Raw genomic sequence first — 20,289 nt, 5'->3', positions numbered from 1 at the left:
ATCAGTCCACGATACTGATCGCGGTTCCTGCAAAGGCGGTAAACTTCACCGATTCTTCAATATCAGCAGGCCAGTTCACGTCAGCATTACGAAACGTGCCGGTTTTGAAATACGTCAGCCGGGATTCTGTCCCCGCAAGTGCCAGCGCCAGCATGCCAAAACAGTTGCCCTCGCCGTCCCACACGGCAGCTTTGCCGTCTGTCATCGCGAGCGGAGTAAACGCCGGTGTAGCCTCTGTGATGCCGCTTTCAGTGATACCGGTATACGCCGGATCACTGCCTGCAAGAGGCTGAAAATGTTCAAAGATTTCTGTGTTGCTCATCGGTAAACCTCACTTACAACGGGATAGACATCAGTAATTTAAGATCGCTGTCTGTTTCTGCTGACGTCTGTGCCGCCTCAACCGCACCGGGAGAATCTTTCATCAGCACATCCAGCGCGGTTTCGCTGCGTGCCTGGACTGCAACCGGGGAGGCGGAGAGAATTTTTTTAGCGTCTTCCACGTTCATGGAAGCGATCCCGGCAAGCACCTGTGCCTGGTCTTCACGCCCTTTCGCCTCCTCGCAGCCGAGAATCCCCATGATGCGGGTGCGCTCGGCGCTGACGGCAAGCTCCACAGCGGCACCCGTTTCCCCAGCGGTTTTTAGAGCGAGGTCGGCACCATCGGGCAGGTCCGCCGCCGCACTCTGCGTGGTGGTGTTTTCAGTTTTCATGCTCACTCCTTTATTGACTGTCGATGTGATTTGAGTTTTTGCGTTAATCGCTTCGCGCATATGCGCAATCGCGTCGGTGTTGAGCACCAGCTCATCGGCCAGGCCTGCATCAACCGCACTTTGGCCCCTGAAAACAGCGGCTTCTGTATCGAGCAGCGCCTGCACACTCATGCCGGTATAGAGAGACACTTTTTCGCAGAACATCTGACGCAGGGCATCGCTGGCGGTCTGCATCTGATCGCGGACAGCGGCAGGAAGTTTTTCGACGCTATTGCCGTCCGCTTTGTGCGCCCCGCTGTATATCAGCGTGATATCAATGCCCTCCGTTTCCAGCTGCTTTTCGTAGCTGCTGTGGGCGGTGATCACGCCGATTGATCCGGTTGCCGCCGTCTGGGTAACCAGCCTGTGTGAACAGGCGCTTGCCAGCAGCTGACCCGCTGAACAGTTCATATCGTTAGCGAGCGCCCAGATGGGTTTTTCCTGACGTAACCGGGCAATGGTGTCCGAACAGTCAAACGCCCCTGCGACCATGCCGCCCGGCGTGTCCATATCCAGTAGAAGACCGTCCACACCCGGATCAGAAATGGCCTGCTGTATCTGACTGATGATCGCGTTATAACCGGTCATGCCACTCATCGCACCAAGCCAGCTCCCTTTGTTCACCAGCGTGCCCACCACCGGGATGATCGCTATTCGGCCCTGCACCTGATAATTACGTTCACGCTCTGCCCGGTCACCATCGCCATATGCCGCAAGCGGCACATTCATACCTTCAGGACCTGTGAAAATCTGGCCCCCGGCATCGGTCATCTGCCTGGCACCGAGTTGCCTGCCGAGCGCGCAAAAGAAAACCCGCGCATAGGCGGGTTCCAGTAGCAGCGGCTGATTAAATGCCAGGCTGGCTATATGGGGTAAATCACGCAGCATCCTGTGTTGCCTCCTGTTCGTTCGCGGGATTCTTAATCTGCGCATCAAACACCGCAGCAGCCCACGCAGGCGGTTGTAATCCTGCGCTGCGGCGCTCAATCGTTTCTCGGACCTGCTGTGCGAAAATTTCCTGATAATCGTGACCGCGTTTGGCACACTCGATCTCATAGGTACTCAGGCCCGCCTCAATCAGCATTGCCGCTTCCTGAACCTCCTTCAGTCCGTCGATAGCCATACGCCCCGCGCCGATCCACTGGCAGTTACCCCACGCGCTCCGAGCCTGATAAAAGTCGTACCGGGCACGGGAAGGCAGCCGAATGACCCTTCTGGCAATAGCCTCTTCCAGCCAGCACAGAAACATCATGCTTGCCTGTCGGGAAGCGATGAATTTCCGGCGACCCATGAAGTAACACCAGGACTCATTGGCGCTGGCGCGGGCGGTGGAATAGCTCATCTGGGAATAGTTGCGGGACAGTTGCTCATACGATACCCCCAGACCCGCCGCGATATAGCGCAGAAGCGATTGCTCGAACGAGGAATAACCGTTATCGCTGTTCTGCGCGGACTGGAGGTTTAACGAGTCGCCCGGATAAAGGTGCGGAACGCGCACCCCGTTCATGCGGACAGGCTCGCTCTGATAGTAAGCAACGGCACCTTTCAGCAGGTCGGTGATCTTTGCCTCCCCGCCCTGACCCAGAATGAATTCCATCGCCTTTTCCGTATCCAGCTCACTTTCCAGCGTTGCGGCATACATCGCCTTAACGATGGCGCTTTGCAACTGCGTGTTCTGCAACGTATCCAGCATTTTCATCTGCTCCATCACGCTGAAAAACTGGTTAGCGCCACGCGTCTGACCGTCTTCTGACGGTTCGAAAATATGAATCATGGCGGGTCGTCCGTTTGCCAGTTCGCGAGGAATACGTACCCACTTCCGAACCGACCAGGACGGGTAGTCATCGCTGGCAATGTGATAAGCCAGCGCCGCCCCGCTGCTGTCTATCTCGACGCCGCCCCGAATACCTGCGCTGTCCATCGTGTTGTTGGGATTGCAGATTCGCCGGGGACTTATCATTTTGAACTGCGTTTTAAACAGCCGTGACGGGCTGTCGGACCAGCACGGTTGCGCTGCCACTTCCCCGTTAACCGAATGCATGGCAACACCTTCACGGATCATCATCGTAAACGTGCGCTTGCGCTCGGCGTCGATGTAACACTGGTCGTCTTCGGCAAACTCCCACCAGGCGGCCTCGACATCGCGGGAAAATGCGCGGGCATCCTCCTCATCCATTCCCAGATAACGCCAGCTCGGACGGTAACTCAGCCGGAAGAAGGAACCGACAATATGATCCTGATGCAACTGAATTGCGTTGGCGGCATAGCCATTATTGCGGATAAGATCGTCCGCACGGGCATTACCTCTTTCGAGTACCGGCAATAGTGCCGCATCTGCGCTCTGTGACTGTGGCATCCAGCCGTTAAGCTGCCCGCCAAAACCCTGCCCCCCACCTGAATATCCGGCATATTCCCGCAAAGGTGTATGACCGTCCGGACCCAATAATTTTGGCTGCTTCATAAGCCAAACCTCGCTGGTCCGCGACGGCGGACATTAACACCCAGCTCGTCCTCCAGGTCTGAAATATACTGTTTAAGCTCTGCGAGTGTGGCTGATGTAAACGTCACGCTCCGCCCGTTTTTCTGTACTGCGCTAACCCGCTTCCCGGTCATCAGTTCATGTAATGCCCGGTAGGCGGAATTCAGGTCAGCCTGTGTTGCCATCGGTTCCCCTCAGCATTTTTGCAATTTCCGCCAGATTCGCATCGGCCTCAGACAGCCCGCCATTAACCTGCTGTTTCTGATCGAGCAGTTTTTGCAAGTCCAGCTGCCAGCGGATGATACTGATGCGCAACGCCGCGAGAGCGTAGACAAAACAGTCCAGCCCTTCATTGCGCCGCCCTTTGTTGTCCCACAGAATTCTTTTGATGCCCCGGACCCACTTCTCCACCAGCTCTTCGGAGGTAATCTGACCCGCTTCGCTGGCGTCGAATATCTCTATGTCATCCGGGAAGTGAATTGCGCCTGGTGTCGGGCTGCCGTCTTCAGGCAGTGGAATATCCAGACGGCTGTATATCTGTTCTTTAGCAACATCAGTCCCGACAGACGTCAGATACACACCGTCTTTATTACGCTTGCGGGGCATATCAGCGACGGGCCTGCCGTAAACAGAAGAGCCTTTGACCGGGATAACCCGGAACAGCCCGAGTTTTTTCGAACGGTTGTAGACAATTGCCGGATCGATACCACCCGTATCCCAGCAGACGCGACCAATCCCAATGTCTCCGCCACCTTGGCAGGCATACCTGCTGTTAATGGCTACGTCCACGCGCACCAGTGTTTCTTCAGCATCATGACGCCCCATGATGATTTTCCGGTCTATCAGCCAGGCTTCCTCCCCGGCACTCCAGCCCCAGACGCGCATTTCATAACGATCAAGCTGAGAGTCAATCCCCGCCGTCAGATACACCACGCGCTCCGGTACACGGGCAGCGTATTTTTCCACTCTGGCAGTCAGCTGATTGGCATCTGGCCTTTCGCCCAGCGCCTCCTCCCACGTTTCACCCAGCGTGGTGTTAGTGAAGGTTTTACGCTTGCCGGGGTCTCCTTTGGTTTTCAGAAAATCTTTGACGATCTGTACCCAGGTGGTGAACGGGCTGTAGGCAGTCCAGATATGAAACGTCACACTTTCGGGAGGGGAAATCTCCTGCTCGTCTACGCTAAACCAGACTAAGCCGTCTCTGGTCCACAGACCTGTGCGATCACAAACATAACGCCCACTGGTGAAATCAAACTCCTGCTGTCGGATGATGCATCCGTTGTGCTCACAAAGATAAAAAACGCTGCCAGGCTTTCCCTCATCCCACTTAAGACCGAATGGTGTACCCCGATCACCAAACTTCAGATACTGTTCAACACCACAATGCGGACAGGCAACATGGAAACGCATAAAGTGCGCCGACTCTTCAGCGGCACGTTCTATCTGGCATGAACCACGCAGCTTTGGCGTCGATCCCCGGATGGATTTGGGCCAGACAGAACCCTCGATTCGCTTGTCACCGAGGAAAGTCGGTGACCCTTCTTTTTCGATATCTGCATCAAAAGCCGCCAGCTCGTCGTAGCCCACGATATCAACAGATTTCTCGCGGTAGTTTTTGGCTGCTTTCCCACCCAGGCACCAGAATCCGCGCCCGTTAGCGAAGCGCTTCATGCTGAGAGTATTGTCGCGATGCTTGCGCCCAAACCACGGGGCGAGCGCCAGTAGCGACGGCACGTCCCTGATGGTTGGTTCAACGTGGCTTTTCATGAAGTTTTCTGCGTCCCCATCTGTCGGCAGGAAAAGCAGTTCGTTTCGCTGCCTGTGGGCGATGAAATAGGCGATGACGCCAAGCAGCATTTTTGAATAGCCAACACGAGCAGACTTGACGAGATTTACCTCACGTATCGAATCTGACCCCATCGCGTTGATGATCGCCTTCTGAAACGTAAGCGTTTCCCAGCGTCCCTCCTGATAGGCAGATTCTTTGGGAAGGTAATAATGTTCATCCATCCACTGCACCGCCGTCATTTCTTCAGGCTTGTACAGCACACTTAAACCGGTTCTTACAGCAGCCATCAAATTATTCAGCTGCGCTCTCGATAAATTCATCAAGCATGTCCGGAATTATATTGCCGACGTTTACGGCTTTGTTGCGCGCCCTGATTATGTCAGCTCTCAGGAACTCAATATGACGCGTTTCAATCTCTGGAAAACGCCGCTGCATCGACAAAGGAATGGTGTCCAGAATGCTGGCGATTTCAGCCGCCAGGCGTGACATAACAACCGAGCAAAACTGGACATTAACAACTTCGGAATTGGACTTCTGATTCTTAATTTCTTGTGCATCGGCCTGTGCGCGGGTGAGACGCCAGTCTTCATAATCTTTTTTTTTGGCTAAATCCTGACCGTCAGGATCATCAAGTTGTTGTTTTCGGCCTTGATGGTCGAGCCGGTTATTCAGTACGGAACGTACGTCATAAAGCACCTCCCGCCCTCGCCTTTCAACCGGCGTAACTCCCCATTTATCAAAAGCCTGCACCGATATACCCAGAGATGCCGCCATGTCACTTTTATTAAGTAAATGTGCCACCGCTCACCTTCTGATTTCACCGACAATTAAACAACAACCAACCTCCAGAAAAAGGTCATAAATCGCGACATTTGGCGCGTCCGGCAGACCCTCGGTGCTTCGAAACGCCGGAAAGGACCCGCCAAAACGCAAACGAGAAGCAATTTCAGTCGCATTATTCGGTCCAGTTCGTCAGGGTTGCATCGCAGTCCGCTGATTTTGCCCGCGCCCAGACAGTCAGACCCGGTCCGGCCTTCACTCTGCGGTCACCTTCGTGTACTGGAGCATCGGCAGCGGGTTCGATCTCCGAGTCGGTCCAGCACATCACACCGTTGCCCGGTGTGTTTTGCACCGACAGATAGCCATAGTTCGACCCGTCAGTTATCTGCACGAATTTCGCTGAAGTCAGCAGGAGACTCTTAGCCATGTCAGGCCCTCAGTTCGATGGTTGTAATGTGACGCGTCTGCCAGTGAGCTTTTGCAAATGGCAGCGTGAATGTCTCATCCGGCGTGTCATAGCTTTCGCTCTCACCGCTGCTGTAGGTCACCGTGATAGAGGAAGCGTCACTCGTATTCACTGTGACAGATGAAGCTGCACGCGTTGCCGTCTGGCCTGCCTGTGTATCAATGGGTGATGTTGCAAGCAGGCCGCTCTCAACCTGAAGCATGCCAACCGCCACACCGGCAGACAGTACGGCGCGGAAAAAGGAAGCCGTAACGTTGCCCGTAGGCACTGCCTGGCTAAGTCCGTAGATGTATGTAGCGGAATCACGCCTCGCCATATAGGTACGCAATGGGGTACTGGCAACAAGTGCACCGGACATAATGACATGCGCAAATGTCGCTGATGCCGTTGGGGTAAATTCAGCCACCAGCCATGCGGCGGCGGTTGGGTCATACAGCGCAGACTTCAGACGGTCTGCTGCCAAAACAGAAACATTACTGCCGTTAGGGCCTGCTGTGGTTGTCGCTGTCGTACCAGATGACGAAACAAAGTCACTACCTGTTATCGTGCTGACCTGACTGCTGCCCTGATAGTTTTTGCGTTCCGGTTCAGGTTCGTGCCTGCCAACAGGAACACCATTCGAATATTCGAGGGGCCATACATTGGCACTACTCATCACCAGCAAACCCGCTGCGTTGCGGTAATAGTGAGGTGGTCCCGCAAAAGTTACATCGGAATCAATGTCCGTTCCGGTGAGGTCAATTACTTTTGTTTTATTGCCCGATGAACTTCTGACAAGTTTTACCATTCCGGGTACAGAGATGCCGCGCAGACTTGTACCGCCAATGAAGGTGATATTAAAGGTGTCCTGCATTTTTCATCCCAAAAAAAACCGCCCCAGAGGGCGGCTTGTTTTCATTTACCAGGTTTATTTTGATAGATGGTTTTTATTTCTTCTGAAATCTCATCGATAATGTGAACCGTCTTTGATACTTCCTGGTCAGAATGACCAACAAAACGATAAACTTCATTGCCATGCATAATCAGTTTTGCGCGTTCTGAAATCTTATCAATGTCATAACCTAGTTCAATCGCTGCGCCCAATACAGCATGTACGGCTTGCTCAAAAACCTGTTCTTGAGACATCTTCAAAACTCCTTTTATTCAATGGAGTTAGAAAGTTATCACAACAACAAAATTGCTGATAGTGTCACCAGCTCTTGATTCTATACCTTAATTGGTCCGTACATTCCTGTGTAAATAATAGCATTCCAGATAGCTTTCATGGCCTGCCCGGTTTCTTGGTCAACAAATAACGAAGAACGTGCACCATGAGGTCTGCCAAGGAAGTACGGCTTCATTGATTCCCATGTTTCAGCGACTTCAGCATACCTCCAGGCTGGTATTTCTTCTTCCAACATCAAACCAATCGCAATTCGCTTAGGAATTGTCTTATCAAAATTTAAGACTTCATCCCACTCACAAGTAACAAGTACAGGTGTTGCATTTGAGTTGTACATTACTGTGGAAAGTTTCTCTGCTGTGATATTCGCCAGATGATGTCTTGGTCGTGAATCAATAGATGATAATATTTCTTTTCCACCGTCATAGGGACAGGTCAAAAATGCATTCGCGAAATATATCGTATGGTCAACCCCCGCATATCCATTATCGTTACCTGGCGTTGTAAACGGGTATCGAGAATACGGACTCTTGGGGGTAGACACCAGAGGGTGCCAGGAGGGATAACCTTCTACCACAGGCCCATATTTATCGATAATGTCATAAATAACTTGCTTCGCAGCATCACGCTCTTCTTGTGAGCCACCCCGGGGAACCAATCTCTGAAATGCTTTTTCAAGCCCTTTGTCTTTCTCTTCGTCTGATCTAAACGCCATATGTGTTCTCCCGTATGGATGAGAACACATAATCACCTCATTACGCATAAAAATCAAGTTTCATGCGTAAATGTTGAACTTTATGATATCTGAATGATTTAAATATATTATTTTATATAACGGCGTCATCCCCATGCGTTAAATGAGATCTTTCAAATTGTTTACCAAACCGCAGCAGCATTTCCTGCTTCTATTTTCCGTATACCTTCCCTATCTAAATTACATCGCTCTATCACGCCATAGAGCGCGAGATTCAACTCCACGCTATCGCCGTAAAGCATGCCGGGTTTTGGCTCCGGCGCATCAATCGGGGTTGTCAGCTCCGATGGCAGGTTTAGCCGGGGTTGTTTGATTGTTCGATACTCGACTTGCGGACTTTGCGGCGTCCCGCAACCGCTCAACAGCGCGAGCATCGACAGCAGCAGAAGCGCACTTATCGGCAGCGAGATAGCGTTTGATTTCATCCTGTAATTTCCTGTTCTGTTCGGCAGTCACCGCACGCTGTGCCGCAACCTCGCCCATGACGTCGTTCTGCCGCTTCACTGCAATCACCAGGTCTTTCACGCTGGACGCCAGATCATCATTTTTGGAGCGCAGGTCATTAATCTGCTTGTCCTTGCTGTCGTTCAGCTTCTCCAGCCGCTGATTGGTAGCTTCAAGTTGTGCGTCTCTGGCATTGAGTACCCAGAGCGCACCGCAGACCAGGATCACAAAAAAGATGCCGATATTTTTTCTGATTAAGTTGATTATGATGAACATAAAACCTCCTTCGCTCTGGCTAATCGGGATTTCCGGTCATCCAGTCCGTTTATGCCACCATTGATAATCCGGGTGATACCGTCAATATCATCCCTGTCGGCCAGCTCGTTGAGGCCGTGGCTTTTCCACCATGCTGCTGCCGACTCTGCCGCCAGTCGATACCCGGTAAGAAGGTCAGGCTGCGCCACGACATCAGCGCCCAGCGCTTTAACCAGTGCCGCGTAATTCTTTCTGCCTGTGATCTGGATTAATCCCCGACCGCGATAACGGTAACCATCACCCGAGGCAATATCGCCATTACCATTTAGGTTCGCGTAGATGATATTGGCGACCATCTTCTGGTCGGCAGCGTGGGCATCATTGCGCCCGTAAGTGCGCGCCTGCTCACTGGTGATACGCTTGCGAAACATCGCCGTCAGCGCATTTTCGCTGTAATTCAGCCCCTCCTCTACCTTCATGAATCCGGCTGATTCATGGCCGATCTGCGCGAGGAAATGCGCCTGTCGTAGCGGCGTATCAATTTCAAAATCCGCCATGCTGCTGGCAATAGAGTTAAACCAGGTAGCGGCCAGCGCTGATGTAACGCCCGTTGCTCGCTGAAAATCACTGGCTGTTTTCATCTGCTCCTCCGAGTTTTTTATCAAGCTGTCTCCTGAAACGGAACGACAGATAATCAATGCCAATAAAACCAATGAGAATCGCGGCCACCCACGCGAAATCGTCCCCGATGTTCCAGTGGAATATCGAGACAAGCAGCTGCAATGAGGGCTTAACAAAGAAGGCAAACAGGCTACACATCGCGGCATCCATCAGACGCCGGGGCCAGGTGTCCCTGCCAAAGTATGAGGCTCTGATGATTGCCATTACTCCTGAAGCTGCGGCATAACCGGCCTCATTCTTGTGGGCATAGAGCCAGGCAAGAAGACTGGCCCAGAACCCAACATCATTTTCCGGCATGCGTTTCATCTCCATCTCCCGCGTATTGGGGTGGCTGCCAGTGGTAACGAGGAAACTGCACACCGTTCAGCTTCGGCTAAACCCGTGGAACTGATTCAGGTGCGCAAAAATGACAAAGGCCGCCCAAAGGGCAGCCTCTGAATATTTGGTGCGGGGACCATTCCCCGCTTATGGTTTATCAACCCTGACGACAACGCGGTAACTTCCTGGCTCGTCAGCCACAGGGTTAATTTGTAACTCGCGACGTGATTTCACCGGGAGAAGAATCGAAGACCTCCTCAACCGTGTTGAGAAAACGATCTGTTTCAAGCTCAACGCCTATAGCGCGTCGCCCAAGGCTTAATGCAGCTTTTACCGTCGAACCACTACCCATGAAGAAATCTGCCACCAGCTCGCCGGAACGACTGCTGGCCCGGATGATGTCCTCAAGCATTGCTGCCGGTTTTTCACAGGGGTGTTTACCCGGATAAAACTGGACAGGACTGTGCGTCCATACGTCGGTATATGGCACGCTGGCGGTTACGGCAAAATAGCGCCGCATGGCTTTATACTCTTCCACCAGCTCTGAATACTGACGGTTTAATCCAGACCAGTCCTCGTTAAGCGTAGCGTGAGGAATATCCAACCCCTTCTCGCCCTTTTGCTGGAGAGCGACATCCCTGAACAACTGCTGCAACTTTGTATAATCGGCTTCGTTCGGCAACGACCACTGACTCAGACCGAACCAGTGAGACGCCATGTTCTTTTTCCCGGTCGCTTCAGCAATCTGCTTTGCTGATACCCCCAGGGCAGACCGAGCAGAACGGAAATAATTTATCAGTGGTGACATGATGTTTTGCTTCAGGTCACTACACGCTTTCTCGTATCCATCGCTTTTGCCTGAACATGGCCCCTGCCGATGCTCCGCAAAGAGAATGCGCTCCGTTGCCGGGAAATATGACCGGAAGTCTTCTTTGCGGCATTTGTTCCAATAGCCGTTTGGCTTTGCCCAAATGATATGGTTCAGCACCCGGAACCGCTCCCGCATCAGTATTTCTATATCTGGTGCCAGACGATGTCCGCAAAACAGATAGATGCTTCCGGCAGGCTTCAGCACGCGCCGGAATTGCTCCAGGCATTCATCCAGCCATTTAAGATAGTCTTCGTCGCCGTTCCACTGATTGTCCCATCCATCAGGTTTGACTTTGAAGTAAGGTGGGTCAGTGAGGATCAGGTCGATATGGTTATCAGGCAGTGTCTTTAAATACTCCAGGCAATCGGCGTTCACCAGCACCGCGCCGGATACCTCGGTGATGTTCATCATGAGTCGGATTTCCCCAAAAAAATAAATCACATCTCATGTGAAATCTGAGAATCAAAAACAAAAAACCCGCACCGTGGCGGGTCTTGATCATTAATCTGAATCAAAACACCCTGACGCATATCGGAGTTTGAATACCAAGCTCGTCAGCCACAGGGGTTAATATCTGATTAAACTGGACATTAAAAAACCCCAGCAGATTAACCGCTGAGGCTCATTAGAAAAATGGCAAAATATCAAAATTTCGCTAAATATGCAGGAAAAAGCGGAAAATTGCAAGCATCATGACGCTATATTTTTCGAAATCGTTTGAAATTGCTTAATATTCACTTCGGTGAGCGCGTCAATGTCAAGCTGCTGGCAAATATCCAGTAACTTCAACCAGTGCTGGTGGTACTGCTTACGCCAGTTATCAGGTTTCACCATTGCCATCTGAGCCAGCTGGACCTGCGTGTATTTACCTGCATCCAGTCCGCGCAACTCATACACCACAACCTGGGCCGCCAGCTGTTCGAAACAGGTGAGGAAACATTTAGCCACCTTCTCACTCACACGAACGGTTTTAAGATATTGACCAAATCTATTAGTGATGAAACTGGCTATCTCAAGTTGATGCTCATAATTGAGATCGTACCCATAGCAGTAACTTATCCAGGCATGATGTTCAGGGGTTAATTCACCAATGGCACGCCGCCATGATGCATACATGAAAGTCATTTCATGGATGGGGGGAAATGGTTTTTTGCTGATTCTGGTCTGGTTGCATTTCACTGGTTCTGTATCGGCAAAAACCGTGCGATTCTTTTCAAGTTCGACTGTGCGCAATCTTTGACGCGTATAGACTGTGGTCCGCGCCATTGGGGATTCGCTGAAAGCCTCCAACTGGCCTTTAGTGCTGGCGCTGATTTCCATCAGAGCAATATTCACACTTTCGCGAATATACGAAAAATTAATCATGCTGCTATTCTCCACGCTTTCTTATCTACCCAATCACGCCGACTGCTATCGAGTGATCGAGGAATCTGAGCAGCAGCTCAAGCTGACTACCGTGCTTATCTTCAAATGCCGCAAGGTCACGGTGTAAGTCGTCGTGACATGCCCTGCAAAGCGGTATCACAAACAAATCGTGTGCCTTGGTTCCCATCCCTCCCTGTCCGTGTCCGATGATGTGATGCGGGTCATCTGCTGACCGGCCACAGCCTGAACATGGCTGCGTCTTTACCCATCGGGTGTATTTCTGGTTTACCCAGCGTTTCCGCTTCGGTCGCTTCATGAATGACTCTGGCGACTCAGGATCGGCTTTAAGGGTGATGACCGACTTAATGGCCTCCTGAATAATTTCACGGGCAGCGGGCGCCGGTTTTATCTCTGACTCCCTTTGTGGCCCTGTTGCCATTTTCTCTACTGGCATCCGCAGCACGCGGCGTGCTGGTGCTTCAGGTATCAGGTCCGTAAGGTCATTGAGGCAGGCCCACCAGCATAGTTCCGGCAATGTCATCAGATGCTCACTGCCCAGGCCAATCTGAAGACAAGCCGATTCAATGACCCACAGAGCCACATTGGAAGATGCAACTGCCTGTATGCTTTCCGGTAGTCCGTTCTCCCGATAATAGTTGTCATGTGCAAAACACAGGGATACCACTCCCGTATCGGTGCGCATTGTCGTGTAATGTTGATGACACCACGTATCATTGGACCTGTGCTGGCAACAGCGCAGCTTTTCTGCCCATGCAGTGTGTGCCGTCCAACCACCAGCAGCTTTTATCACCCGGTCATCAGTGAAAAAATCTGTCAGCATTTTTTCATCAAGCAAAGGCTGGGGGCTGTTGTTTAGCAGCCCGGATGGAGTATTGGATAAATCATGTGGTGGCGTGCATATCAACACGCGTCCACGAAATAAGGGGAGCAGCTCACTCCCCGGCTTAAGCAAGACGATCCCTGTTCTCGGTGCAACTTCTGGTGTTAGCAGCGCCCTCATTCAGGAAACCTTAGAGCGAAATTTCTTTCAACTTCTGCACGGCTTTCCCCATGTCCGCCATTGCATCAATAAATTCGTCGAATTTACGGTTAGCAGCCCCATAAGCCTGCAATACTTCCAGTTTAAGTTGGTCCACCTGCTTTCTGACTTCAGCACGGTCCGTGGCCTTCTTCTCTAACTCTTCGGCAGCACGAATTAATTCAACGGACTGCTGGCGTAATGCCTCTGGTGTTACCTGTTTCTGATTCACTGTCTTCTCCGTTTGTCTTCTGAAAGGTGCTGTAATCGATGATGCGCTGAAATGACCAAATTTAGGGTGATGAATGGTAGTGGTCCTCTTTTCCTCTACAACGCAGAGGATCCCGCTGTCTCTGATGATCTCGATAAGCTGTAACTTGTCTTTTTTGCTCAATTCCTGGTATGCAGGAACCTTTTGGCAAAGCATCGTAAGCGTCGCGCCTTCAGGCATCTTCTCCACCAGCCTTTTAACCCTGGATAAAACCGGCTGAAGATATGGCGGTGTCATTCTCATGATTTGCTCCTGATTTTCTTCACCTGCTCAAGCCGTTCCGACAGGAAGCCTAATTCCTGTGTTTTGCTGACAATCTGCATGTTGATATCGTTGAGCCGGAACTGAGCCGTCTTTATACGGCCTTTGCAGTTAACCTCTTCCCGCTTCAGCTTCTCCAGCCCTGTGCGATGACATGTGATTTCGGCACGCAGCCCCTTAAGTTCCCATTCGACTTTGCTCTCACCTTTAGCTCGGGCGTTTATCCAGTCGAATGCATCAATTACGGCCCCACAGTGACGACAGGTAAGCTGGCGGCAATATTCATCCACCAGCACATTCACATGCATACAGTGATGCGGGATGTTTTTAGGGCGATCGGCTTCCACGAGATTGCGCATTTCACGGATATCAGCGTTACCTTCAAAACGTTTGGTAAAGGCCAGGACGTTATCGCTGTCATCAGGATGTTGGGTGTCTTCGGTCATACTGCACCCTCCCCGTTCCGCTCATTGGCATCGCGGTATTCGTTGAGGATGGACAGGATTTCAGTAGTATATTTATCATCGTGATACAGCACTGCTTCACCATCAACTACACCCATGTAGCGGGCGTCACACAGTAGCTCAACCAGACGGCGTGCTTTGGTGGCGCTGAATTGCGGCATGGCAGCGGAACGGGTCAGTTTCTTCTTACCACTGGCTTTGGCTTTTTCCAATTGGGTTTTGGCAACGCTTTCGGCTTTCGCTCCATGCTCCCGAGCTAACGCAACTGCCGTTGTTGCCGCAACTTCGCCAGTTTTGACCATTTCCTTCAGGCCATCACCAACTGTCAGCAACGCCAGATGATGATCCACATCCGCGACTGAGCGTTTAACCTTCTTCGCGATTTCTGACGGCTCCAGCCCCTGATTAAACAGTCGCTGATAAGCTGCGGCGCGTTCAAGTGGCTCCAGTGCTCGGCCCTGACTGCTTGTGACCATGAATGCAACGCGATCCGCTTCGTCGCCAGAAAAATCAGCACATTCCAGGCGCAGGTCATGACCATCGTCCATTGCCAGAAGTGCACCGTGATAGCGATGATGACCGTCGATAATCTTGATGCCCTTCTCTGTAATCTGGACCGTCAGAGGCGGTACATATTCCCCGGATTTGTAGGCAGCGCGGAATTCTTCAACGTGCTCAGGATCGATTTCGCGAACGTTGTAACCTGGCTCAACATACAGGCGCTTTGGGCTAACAAAGTATGTCTTGCGGGTAGTGATTGATTTATCTTCTTTTTTCTTGCTGTCGTAAATCTTCGTTAAAGTTGTCATTTGGTTGCCAGCTCCCATGCCAAAGTAATAATCAATTCAGTTGCCATCGCTTATCTCCATGCCTCGGGCTTGGGATCATTCACCCTCGCCATCCCTACGCATTGGTTTGCCCTGGACATCGCCATCTCACGCAAGCCTGTTTTGAGTGTCACACGCTGCGCTTCATGCCATTGGGCAGCGGCACGGTTCCACAAGCAGCGATTCTCAAGGCTTTCTGCCAGGTTACGCGCTGCGGCAAACTTCTCGTCACCAAGACCTTCTGGCTCTGTCGCGTAGAAACAAAAACACTCATCGCGCCAGACCAGCCCTGCCTCCAGCATCCGGTTTATCTCAACCTTGACCGTTACCGGTGTTCTGCCAATTGCTTTGGCTATCTGGCCCTGTGTCTGGCTAGGCTGTGAAATCAGGTGGTTAAAAATCAATTGGGTTGTGTTCATCCGTGATCTCCTATTCGCCCCTGAAACCATCAGGGATTTCATAGTCAGCCGAGGGCATGTGAGTGATGTTCCGCTGACTCGCTGCCGTACTAAGTTTCAGTGCCAACTCGTCCCACTTTTCGCGCAGCTTCGCAGGGCTTAGAATTCTCTGGCACCAGAATCCATCACGTTGAACACGATCAAACATCTGGCAAATTTGCCGATGGGTGCGGTTATCTTGCTGACACATCAGGCGTACATCGTTCGACCAGTCCGCCCAGTTTGGGTCTTTGGGTCGGGTTAGCTCCCCATCGCCTTCCGCCGCTTTTTCGTACAGGGCAATAATCCGCGCCCAAATCCATTTCGCGCACCGCAGGTCTTCCGCTGTACCCCATTTGCGTTTCTTCGCGCTGAACACAGCAGCTTCAGGATGAGTCGATAAAAAATCATTCTCATCGTCCGGAAACGAAGATTCCGGACAAGAAGGGTTTTTATCTGATGGATCATTAGTTGAAGTTACTGATGGATCGTCGCCAGATTCTGGCGGGTCAAAACTGCTGTTTTTGCTCGATTCTGACGGGTCAAATTTTGACGCATCAGAATTTGATGCATCAGATTCTGGCGGATGAGCACACCTTTCATACCCAGCGTTTGATACGCCAGATTTTGACGGGTCAAATTTTGATGCATCAGATTCTGGACGGTGAGCGGTCGCGATTTCACACAACTTTCTGACGTTGAGCTGATACATGTTCGAAGTGTTGCGGTTGCCGTTTCGTCGTGCAGTTCGAGTCAACCAGCCGTCTTTTTCCAGCTTCGAAATTGCTGTGCGAATAGTGCTGGCACCCGCACCGAGCTGTCGGGCTATTGTTGCAATGGAAGGCCAGCAAGCGCCCTCATCATTGGAGAAGTCGGCCAGACGGGCCATGATGGCTACGCTAGTTAATTTCATTCCCGTGGCAGCACACGCATCCCAAACGTAACCGGAGATTTTGTTGCTCACAGGCGCACCTCCGAGAATTCCAGGTGTTCTGCAAGTTCGTCGGCGCGTTCTGAGGCAATGATGCTGAGATCGATAACGTGACGTCTGGCCTGACTGTCATCTGAAAGCGCGAGATAACAAATAGCGTCCAGCAGTGCGCTGGTCATGAGAGCGTGATGGGATAAACAGGTTTTACTGTGGTAGGTAAACTCAGGCTGAGTTTGGGTAGGGGTAGTAGCCATCCGGGCATCCTCTGATTCGGGTGTTGATAACCCACCACCAGAGTTTCCACGCTCTTGGGTGGTGAGACGTACAGGGGTGGAAATACCGGGAATCAGAGAAACCGGCCAGCCCGAAAGCTGCCCTGCACGCCCCACCATTGAAAGGTGTAGCCGTGCGCCGCACACAAAAAAACCGCATGCGCGGTTGTGCGCTCTAATTTCTTCCGGGTTTCCACGCCCGTCAGCGGATTTTGCCGCTGCCGGTGCAATATAACGCCCGGAATTCTGACAATCAAGTGTTGCTTTCTTTGACAACACCCTGATGGTGTTGCTAACATTAACAACACCAGAACATGGAGATAAGTTCCGATGGGTTCCAGACTGTTTAGGAAGGATAAGTTCCAGCTTGATAATCAATCGTTTATTTCGATTGTGATTTGGGAAGTTGACCCTGCCATTCTCGGCAGTGAACATGGCTATAAATACAGCCTTGCTTACGTTGTAAACGGTGAATGTTTGATGCGATATGACAATGAACGCGGCAAGGGCGACCACAAACACATCGGAAAAACCGAAATTGACACAACATTCACCACCATTGAGGCGCTTGTAGAAAGCTTTTTCGATGACGTAGATAAACTCAGGAGGTAACCCCATGACGACGCTGAATATCCGGGTAGCATCCATCCAGGACGTTAAGAAAAACACGCTGGATGCCTTGCAGGGCAAAGAGTCAGCTCGCGGGCATTTCATATCATTCCTGAGCTGGGATTTGCTGCATGACACGCTATCCCCTAACCGCATGGCTATCATCAAAGCAATGACAGGAGCTGGTGAGATTTCCATCCGTGAGGTTGCGCGACGCGTAAATCGGGATGTGCGTGCGGTACATTCGGATGTAACCAAACTAATCACGCAGGGTGTAATCGAAAAAGGCGAAAACGGTATTCTTTTCCCATACGAAGACATCCACTTTGAATTTACCATCGGCAAAGTGGCTTGATTGCTTTTTGCCCAATGCAAAAATGCTGGAGCACTGATGAATAACCAGAAAATGAGCGCAGCAGATGAATTGACGACCGCAGGTCCAGATGATGGAAAAATTGCGGTAACCATTGAATATTCCAATGATGTTATCGAAGCATTCCAATCGACCGGTGCAGGCTGGCAAACACGTATGGATGCAGCACTTAAGGACTGGCTTAAAAAGCACAACCCCGCTGATGTCAAAATCTGATCCGTATTGAGGGTGGTATTAACCGCCATCCACTCTCTTAAACTTCCTTTTCCAGTCCCGGCGTGGGCATACACAGTCATGCTCATAGCCGGAACGTCTGAAAATGACCCTCTGGTTAACTGTGTCGATACCAATGGTTTTAACCACAACACCCCGATGATCCCGGTAGTGGGCAACCCACGGTTCAATGTGTTCGTTTTCAATGGTGACTTCCCTCCCCCAGCTTTTTGAGAAAGTCACCCACAGCCATATCCACCTGCTCGCGGGTGCGCGAAACCCATTCCCCCGGTAATATCTGGATATACCTGAATTCGCCGCCTTTCCCCTTTATGGGAAAACAGTAGAATTGAGGCATCTGAACTTTAGCTGTTACAATGCTCATGCGGTTTTACCTCCACCGTCTCCACGCTGGATATTGATCGCGACCGAACGCTCCAGGCTGCTACCTGGGGCGTTCAACTTTTCCGGCTTGCAAAAATAGCGGTACAGTAGCGTTATGTGCTCTTGAAACTTAGTCATAACCTGATAACTATTTTCATCAATCTGCTCACGCTCCCCCCTGTCTATTTCACCATCCGCGATTGCTTCACGAATGAAGGCGGCGTGCCTTCCAATCCACTCAATGGTTTCCATCAGACGCTCATTGATATCCGCATTTGCAATATCTTTGATTTCCACCAAATGGACGTATACACCACCGCATTGACGGGCTAATGCATCAACGACGTGGGTGGTCCCGCTAGCCTGCTGGAGCAGCAGCGCCCAATATATTGGGAATATCTGGTCCCCACCTGTACGCAGCCGGTTATGCAATGCGTCAGCTGAAGGGGTTATGCCATCCGCTTTGTAAAGGGCAAGTATTTCTGCTGCTTCATCATATCCACCATGAAGCTCAACTATGGTCCTCCTGACAGCAGCCACCAGCCAGCGTGGTTGCTTTTCCACCAGGCATTCTGATTTACCCACACTTAGCACCCCGCAATCGTGGTTGTGGCGCGTTTGAATTCCCCGCATTCTTCGTCTGGATAGATGTCAGGGCGCATGTCGCTACGACTAACCGCTCCATCAGTGACTTTCTGCAATAACTGAGCGAGTTCAGCTGAAGCTGATTTATTGCCTTTGAAAACAAGTCGCAGATAAGCAGGAGTACGGTTAAGTGCTTTAGCCAACTCCGTGCGTTCGACTTTGGTGAGTGAATCCCAGTAAGTGTAATTTTTAATCCGCATATGTACCTCCTGGGCACATCTTACACTATTGAATTGTTCCTGCAAGGCCATTGAACCAGACAGGTACACTTCATATGATCGTTTTTTTACCAGAGTTACTAATAAAGCTATGAAAACAATTGATGAAATCAGGCTAATAAATGGTAGGCAACTGAGAGACAAAGAAGGCGGCAACTCTGCTTTCGCCAGAAAAATAAATCGGGAACCAACCCAAACCAGCCGGTTTCTTGGTCCAAAACCAACAAAGTCAATTGGCGATGATTTAGCGAGGCATATTGAGAAAGCGTTTAACCTTGAAAGAGGTTGGCTTGATGTCAGTCATTCTAATGGTGATACAACAACTACCACTAAAGAGTTAATTGATCTGCGTCACACTTTGAGATGGGTGCCGATTTTAGAGTGGTCACAAATTATGACCTTTATCCAAACCCCGTCAGCAGAGACATTGAAATTGAATAACCAATTCCCATGCCCTGTTCCCTGTGGTGAAAAAACTTTCGTGTTAGACGTAAACGCCGATTCCATGCTCCCGGAATATCGTCCTGGTGAGCTGGTTTTCGTCGATCCTGATGCGAAATACACTGCCGGGGATGATGTGATCGCATTCTTCCCACTAAGTGGGCAATACACTTTCAGAAGACTTGTACACGACAGTGGCTCAGTTTATCTGAAGGCGCTGAATGAGACCTGGCCTGAGCCGTATATAAATGCGGAGAAAAACTGTGTCATCGTTGGAAAAGTAATTTTCTCCGGGAAAATACGTCATTAGTTACTAAACGACGCGACAACAAATTGCCCGCAATGCGGGTTTTTTTGCGCTTGACAATGTATCTTGCGGGTACATAATGTATCAAAATACAAGGTACAGTGTTACGCAAGGGGTCATCGAAATGAAGTAGCAAAGCGGTCAGACCGCTCATGCCCACCTTGACGGGTGGCGCATCGTGAAGACGGCGTAATACGGTCTGGCTCCCACGGCGGCGTAGTGAGGGAGAGGAGGCGCAGGCATCACTAAGTAGCCGGTTAGCGCCCGGTTAACGCGTAAGTAGCTCAAATGACGAACGCGGCCACTGCGAAGTGTGGCACACAACAGGTTAGAGCATTGGCCGATGGCGGGTATAGCGCCTGAAGCGTCCTGACAGTGCTCTTACCGTTGTGGTGAATGCGCAGGCTGATGCGCTAAGTGGTCGATAGCCAGTGCGATAGTTGTCAGTTGTGAGTGAAACACGCGAAAGCAAAACCTGACC

At 51.0% G+C, this 20,289-nt stretch carries 29 protein-coding genes; 3 read left to right on the top strand and 26 right to left on the bottom strand.

All coding sequences use genetic code 11. The annotated features are described in order from the left end of the window. Window position 1: 1 nt before the first annotated feature. The 23 genes from AC6I8W_RS07905 to AC6I8W_RS07795 all read right to left on the bottom strand — a co-directional run bounded on the left by AC6I8W_RS07905 (window position 2) and on the right by AC6I8W_RS07795 (window position 17,236). Window positions 2-322 (bottom strand): head decoration protein, encoded by a 321-nt coding sequence (locus AC6I8W_RS07905; RefSeq protein ID WP_497837674.1) that lies wholly within the window; start codon window positions 320-322, stop codon window positions 2-4. A 13-nt stretch (window positions 323-335) separates the two neighbouring features. Continuing rightward, the gene (locus tag AC6I8W_RS07900) at window positions 336-1,640 is read right to left on the bottom strand and encodes a S49 family peptidase (RefSeq protein ID WP_497837673.1); all 1,305 of its coding nucleotides are present in this window, start codon (window positions 1,638-1,640) and stop codon (window positions 336-338) included. After that, on the bottom strand, window positions 1,630-3,213 hold the full coding sequence (locus AC6I8W_RS07895; protein WP_497837672.1) for a phage portal protein: 1,584 nt from the start codon (window positions 3,211-3,213) through the stop codon (window positions 1,630-1,632). Before AC6I8W_RS07895 ends, AC6I8W_RS07900 begins: the two co-directional genes overlap by 11 nt. Beyond that, window positions 3,210-3,416, bottom strand: a complete 207-nt coding sequence (locus AC6I8W_RS07890) for a phage head-tail joining protein (protein WP_497837671.1) — start codon at window positions 3,414-3,416, stop codon at window positions 3,210-3,212. Before AC6I8W_RS07890 ends, AC6I8W_RS07895 begins: the two co-directional genes overlap by 4 nt. Beyond that, window positions 3,400-5,340: a phage terminase large subunit family protein gene (locus AC6I8W_RS07885; protein ID WP_497837670.1), complete on the bottom strand. Its 1,941-nt coding sequence runs from the start codon at window positions 5,338-5,340 to the stop codon at window positions 3,400-3,402. Before AC6I8W_RS07885 ends, AC6I8W_RS07890 begins: the two co-directional genes overlap by 17 nt. Beyond that, window positions 5,312-5,821 carry a terminase small subunit gene (locus tag AC6I8W_RS07880; RefSeq protein ID WP_497837669.1) on the bottom strand — a complete coding sequence of 170 codons (510 nt, stop codon included), beginning with the start codon at window positions 5,819-5,821 and terminating at the stop codon, window positions 5,312-5,314. The genes AC6I8W_RS07885 and AC6I8W_RS07880 overlap by 29 nt, the downstream gene beginning before the upstream one ends. 154 nt (window positions 5,822-5,975) lie before the next feature. Further along, window positions 5,976-6,227, bottom strand: coding sequence for a hypothetical protein (locus tag AC6I8W_RS07875; RefSeq protein ID WP_497837668.1), 252 nt, complete (start codon window positions 6,225-6,227; stop codon window positions 5,976-5,978). A 1-nt stretch (window position 6,228) separates the two neighbouring features. Beyond that, window positions 6,229-7,119 carry a hypothetical protein gene (locus tag AC6I8W_RS07870; RefSeq protein WP_497837667.1) on the bottom strand — a complete coding sequence of 297 codons (891 nt, stop codon included), beginning with the start codon at window positions 7,117-7,119 and terminating at the stop codon, window positions 6,229-6,231. A 41-nt stretch (window positions 7,120-7,160) separates the two neighbouring features. Beyond that, a complete protein-coding gene (locus AC6I8W_RS07865) occupies window positions 7,161-7,391 on the bottom strand; it encodes a hypothetical protein (protein ID WP_497837666.1) in 231 nt (76 codons plus the stop codon). A gap of 80 nt (window positions 7,392-7,471) precedes the next feature. After that, the gene (locus AC6I8W_RS07860) at window positions 7,472-8,143 is read right to left on the bottom strand and encodes a hypothetical protein (protein ID WP_497837665.1); all 672 of its coding nucleotides are present in this window, start codon (window positions 8,141-8,143) and stop codon (window positions 7,472-7,474) included. A 161-nt stretch (window positions 8,144-8,304) separates the two neighbouring features. Continuing rightward, window positions 8,305-8,556, bottom strand: a complete 252-nt coding sequence (gene lysC, locus AC6I8W_RS07855) for an Rz1-like lysis system protein LysC (protein ID WP_497837664.1) — start codon at window positions 8,554-8,556, stop codon at window positions 8,305-8,307. Continuing rightward, window positions 8,447-8,902 (bottom strand): Rz lytic protein, encoded by a 456-nt coding sequence (locus AC6I8W_RS07850; RefSeq protein ID WP_497837663.1) that lies wholly within the window; start codon window positions 8,900-8,902, stop codon window positions 8,447-8,449. The genes lysC and AC6I8W_RS07850 overlap by 110 nt, the downstream gene beginning before the upstream one ends. Then, the gene (locus AC6I8W_RS07845) at window positions 8,890-9,522 is read right to left on the bottom strand and encodes a glycoside hydrolase family 19 protein (protein WP_497837662.1); all 633 of its coding nucleotides are present in this window, start codon (window positions 9,520-9,522) and stop codon (window positions 8,890-8,892) included. The genes AC6I8W_RS07850 and AC6I8W_RS07845 overlap by 13 nt, the downstream gene beginning before the upstream one ends. Then, the gene (locus tag AC6I8W_RS07840) at window positions 9,506-9,868 is read right to left on the bottom strand and encodes a phage holin, lambda family (RefSeq protein ID WP_497837661.1); all 363 of its coding nucleotides are present in this window, start codon (window positions 9,866-9,868) and stop codon (window positions 9,506-9,508) included. The genes AC6I8W_RS07845 and AC6I8W_RS07840 overlap by 17 nt, the downstream gene beginning before the upstream one ends. Window positions 9,869-10,085: 217 nt before the next feature. Then, window positions 10,086-11,162 carry a DNA-methyltransferase gene (locus AC6I8W_RS07835; RefSeq protein WP_497837660.1) on the bottom strand — a complete coding sequence of 359 codons (1,077 nt, stop codon included), beginning with the start codon at window positions 11,160-11,162 and terminating at the stop codon, window positions 10,086-10,088. A gap of 279 nt (window positions 11,163-11,441) precedes the next feature. After that, the gene (locus tag AC6I8W_RS07830) at window positions 11,442-12,116 is read right to left on the bottom strand and encodes a bacteriophage antitermination protein Q (protein ID WP_497837659.1); all 675 of its coding nucleotides are present in this window, start codon (window positions 12,114-12,116) and stop codon (window positions 11,442-11,444) included. Between the two features lie 25 nt (window positions 12,117-12,141). Then, a complete protein-coding gene (locus AC6I8W_RS07825) occupies window positions 12,142-13,137 on the bottom strand; it encodes a DUF968 domain-containing protein (RefSeq protein WP_497837658.1) in 996 nt (331 codons plus the stop codon). Between the two features lie 10 nt (window positions 13,138-13,147). After that, complete coding sequence (locus tag AC6I8W_RS07820; protein ID WP_497837657.1) at window positions 13,148-13,669, bottom strand: hypothetical protein; 522 nt, start codon at window positions 13,667-13,669, stop codon at window positions 13,148-13,150. After that, complete coding sequence (locus tag AC6I8W_RS07815) at window positions 13,666-14,133, bottom strand: hypothetical protein (RefSeq protein ID WP_497837656.1); 468 nt, start codon at window positions 14,131-14,133, stop codon at window positions 13,666-13,668. Before AC6I8W_RS07815 ends, AC6I8W_RS07820 begins: the two co-directional genes overlap by 4 nt. After that, a complete protein-coding gene (locus AC6I8W_RS07810; protein ID WP_497837655.1) occupies window positions 14,130-14,960 on the bottom strand; it encodes a ParB/RepB/Spo0J family partition protein in 831 nt (276 codons plus the stop codon). The genes AC6I8W_RS07815 and AC6I8W_RS07810 overlap by 4 nt, the downstream gene beginning before the upstream one ends. A 50-nt stretch (window positions 14,961-15,010) precedes the next feature. Then, window positions 15,011-15,397: a MarR family transcriptional regulator gene (locus AC6I8W_RS07805; RefSeq protein WP_497837654.1), complete on the bottom strand. Its 387-nt coding sequence runs from the start codon at window positions 15,395-15,397 to the stop codon at window positions 15,011-15,013. Between the two features lie 10 nt (window positions 15,398-15,407). Continuing rightward, window positions 15,408-16,379, bottom strand: a complete 972-nt coding sequence (locus AC6I8W_RS07800; RefSeq protein WP_497837653.1) for a helix-turn-helix domain-containing protein — start codon at window positions 16,377-16,379, stop codon at window positions 15,408-15,410. Next, on the bottom strand, window positions 16,376-17,236 hold the full coding sequence (locus AC6I8W_RS07795) for an ash family protein (protein ID WP_497837652.1): 861 nt from the start codon (window positions 17,234-17,236) through the stop codon (window positions 16,376-16,378). The genes AC6I8W_RS07800 and AC6I8W_RS07795 overlap by 4 nt, the downstream gene beginning before the upstream one ends. Between AC6I8W_RS07795 and AC6I8W_RS07790 the strand changes: the two genes are divergently transcribed. Together AC6I8W_RS07790 and AC6I8W_RS07785 are read left to right on the top strand one after the other, a co-directional pair. Beyond that, complete coding sequence (locus tag AC6I8W_RS07790) at window positions 17,235-17,582, top strand: HVO_A0114 family putative DNA-binding protein (RefSeq protein ID WP_497837651.1); 348 nt, start codon at window positions 17,235-17,237, stop codon at window positions 17,580-17,582. The genes AC6I8W_RS07795 and AC6I8W_RS07790 overlap by 2 nt on opposite strands. A 36-nt stretch (window positions 17,583-17,618) precedes the next feature. Further along, entirely contained in the window at window positions 17,619-17,816 is a 198-nt protein-coding gene (locus AC6I8W_RS07785; protein WP_497837650.1) for a BrnA antitoxin family protein, read from the top strand. A gap of 18 nt (window positions 17,817-17,834) precedes the next feature. Here the strand turns inward: AC6I8W_RS07785 and AC6I8W_RS07780 are convergent, their stop codons facing one another. From AC6I8W_RS07780 to AC6I8W_RS07770, 3 genes are all read right to left on the bottom strand, one after another. Then, on the bottom strand, window positions 17,835-18,056 hold the full coding sequence (locus AC6I8W_RS07780) for a DUF4222 domain-containing protein (RefSeq protein WP_497837649.1): 222 nt from the start codon (window positions 18,054-18,056) through the stop codon (window positions 17,835-17,837). A gap of 138 nt (window positions 18,057-18,194) precedes the next feature. Next, window positions 18,195-18,782, bottom strand: a complete 588-nt coding sequence (locus AC6I8W_RS07775) for a YmfL family putative regulatory protein (RefSeq protein ID WP_497837648.1) — start codon at window positions 18,780-18,782, stop codon at window positions 18,195-18,197. Between the two features lie 2 nt (window positions 18,783-18,784). Then, window positions 18,785-19,042: a transcriptional regulator gene (locus tag AC6I8W_RS07770; protein WP_497837647.1), complete on the bottom strand. Its 258-nt coding sequence runs from the start codon at window positions 19,040-19,042 to the stop codon at window positions 18,785-18,787. Window positions 19,043-19,151: 109 nt separating this feature from the next. Here AC6I8W_RS07770 and AC6I8W_RS07765 point away from each other — a divergent pair, with 109 nt between their 5' ends. Further along, the gene (locus tag AC6I8W_RS07765) at window positions 19,152-19,811 is read left to right on the top strand and encodes a S24 family peptidase (protein ID WP_497837646.1); all 660 of its coding nucleotides are present in this window, start codon (window positions 19,152-19,154) and stop codon (window positions 19,809-19,811) included. Window positions 19,812-20,289 lie beyond the last annotated feature (478 nt).

This window comes from Pantoea sp. X-Soil-TKNS-1211 (genome assembly GCF_059730495.1).
This window is presented reverse-complemented; position numbering and strand designations above follow the sequence as displayed.

Bases quoted from the DNA above. Each gene is read 5' to 3' on its own strand.
- AC6I8W_RS07770 (WP_497837647.1), bottom strand. From the start codon at position 19,042: ATGCGGATTAAAAATTACACTTACTGGGATTCACTCACCAAAGTCGAA.
- AC6I8W_RS07830 (WP_497837659.1), bottom strand. From the start codon at position 12,116: ATGATTAATTTTTCGTATATTCGCGAAAGTGTGAATATTGCTCTGATG.
- AC6I8W_RS07845 (WP_497837662.1), bottom strand. From the start codon at position 9,522: ATGAAAACAGCCAGTGATTTTCAGCGAGCAACGGGCGTTACATCAGCG.
- AC6I8W_RS07860 (WP_497837665.1), bottom strand. From the start codon at position 8,143: ATGGCGTTTAGATCAGACGAAGAGAAAGACAAAGGGCTTGAAAAAGCA.
- AC6I8W_RS07820 (WP_497837657.1), bottom strand. From the start codon at position 13,669: ATGAGAATGACACCGCCATATCTTCAGCCGGTTTTATCCAGGGTTAAA.
- AC6I8W_RS07785 (WP_497837650.1), top strand. From the start codon at position 17,619: ATGAATAACCAGAAAATGAGCGCAGCAGATGAATTGACGACCGCAGGT.
- AC6I8W_RS07885 (WP_497837670.1), bottom strand. From the start codon at position 5,340: ATGAATTTATCGAGAGCGCAGCTGAATAATTTGATGGCTGCTGTAAGA.
- AC6I8W_RS07870 (WP_497837667.1), bottom strand. From the start codon at position 7,119: ATGCAGGACACCTTTAATATCACCTTCATTGGCGGTACAAGTCTGCGC.
- AC6I8W_RS07875 (WP_497837668.1), bottom strand. From the start codon at position 6,227: ATGGCTAAGAGTCTCCTGCTGACTTCAGCGAAATTCGTGCAGATAACT.
- AC6I8W_RS07895 (WP_497837672.1), bottom strand. From the start codon at position 3,213: ATGAAGCAGCCAAAATTATTGGGTCCGGACGGTCATACACCTTTGCGG.
- AC6I8W_RS07890 (WP_497837671.1), bottom strand. From the start codon at position 3,416: ATGGCAACACAGGCTGACCTGAATTCCGCCTACCGGGCATTACATGAA.
- AC6I8W_RS07905 (WP_497837674.1), bottom strand. From the start codon at position 322: ATGAGCAACACAGAAATCTTTGAACATTTTCAGCCTCTTGCAGGCAGT.
- AC6I8W_RS07835 (WP_497837660.1), bottom strand. From the start codon at position 11,162: ATGATGAACATCACCGAGGTATCCGGCGCGGTGCTGGTGAACGCCGAT.
- AC6I8W_RS07790 (WP_497837651.1), top strand. From the start codon at position 17,235: ATGACGACGCTGAATATCCGGGTAGCATCCATCCAGGACGTTAAGAAA.
- AC6I8W_RS07805 (WP_497837654.1), bottom strand. From the start codon at position 15,397: ATGAACACAACCCAATTGATTTTTAACCACCTGATTTCACAGCCTAGC.
- AC6I8W_RS07765 (WP_497837646.1), top strand. From the start codon at position 19,152: ATGAAAACAATTGATGAAATCAGGCTAATAAATGGTAGGCAACTGAGA.
- AC6I8W_RS07840 (WP_497837661.1), bottom strand. From the start codon at position 9,868: ATGAAACGCATGCCGGAAAATGATGTTGGGTTCTGGGCCAGTCTTCTT.
- AC6I8W_RS07850 (WP_497837663.1), bottom strand. From the start codon at position 8,902: ATGTTCATCATAATCAACTTAATCAGAAAAAATATCGGCATCTTTTTT.
- AC6I8W_RS07900 (WP_497837673.1), bottom strand. From the start codon at position 1,640: ATGCTGCGTGATTTACCCCATATAGCCAGCCTGGCATTTAATCAGCCG.
- AC6I8W_RS07825 (WP_497837658.1), bottom strand. From the start codon at position 13,137: ATGAGGGCGCTGCTAACACCAGAAGTTGCACCGAGAACAGGGATCGTC.
- lysC (WP_497837664.1), bottom strand. From the start codon at position 8,556: ATGCTCGCGCTGTTGAGCGGTTGCGGGACGCCGCAAAGTCCGCAAGTC.
- AC6I8W_RS07815 (WP_497837656.1), bottom strand. From the start codon at position 14,133: ATGACCGAAGACACCCAACATCCTGATGACAGCGATAACGTCCTGGCC.
- AC6I8W_RS07810 (WP_497837655.1), bottom strand. From the start codon at position 14,960: ATGACAACTTTAACGAAGATTTACGACAGCAAGAAAAAAGAAGATAAA.
- AC6I8W_RS07865 (WP_497837666.1), bottom strand. From the start codon at position 7,391: ATGTCTCAAGAACAGGTTTTTGAGCAAGCCGTACATGCTGTATTGGGC.
- AC6I8W_RS07795 (WP_497837652.1), bottom strand. From the start codon at position 17,236: ATGGGGTTACCTCCTGAGTTTATCTACGTCATCGAAAAAGCTTTCTAC.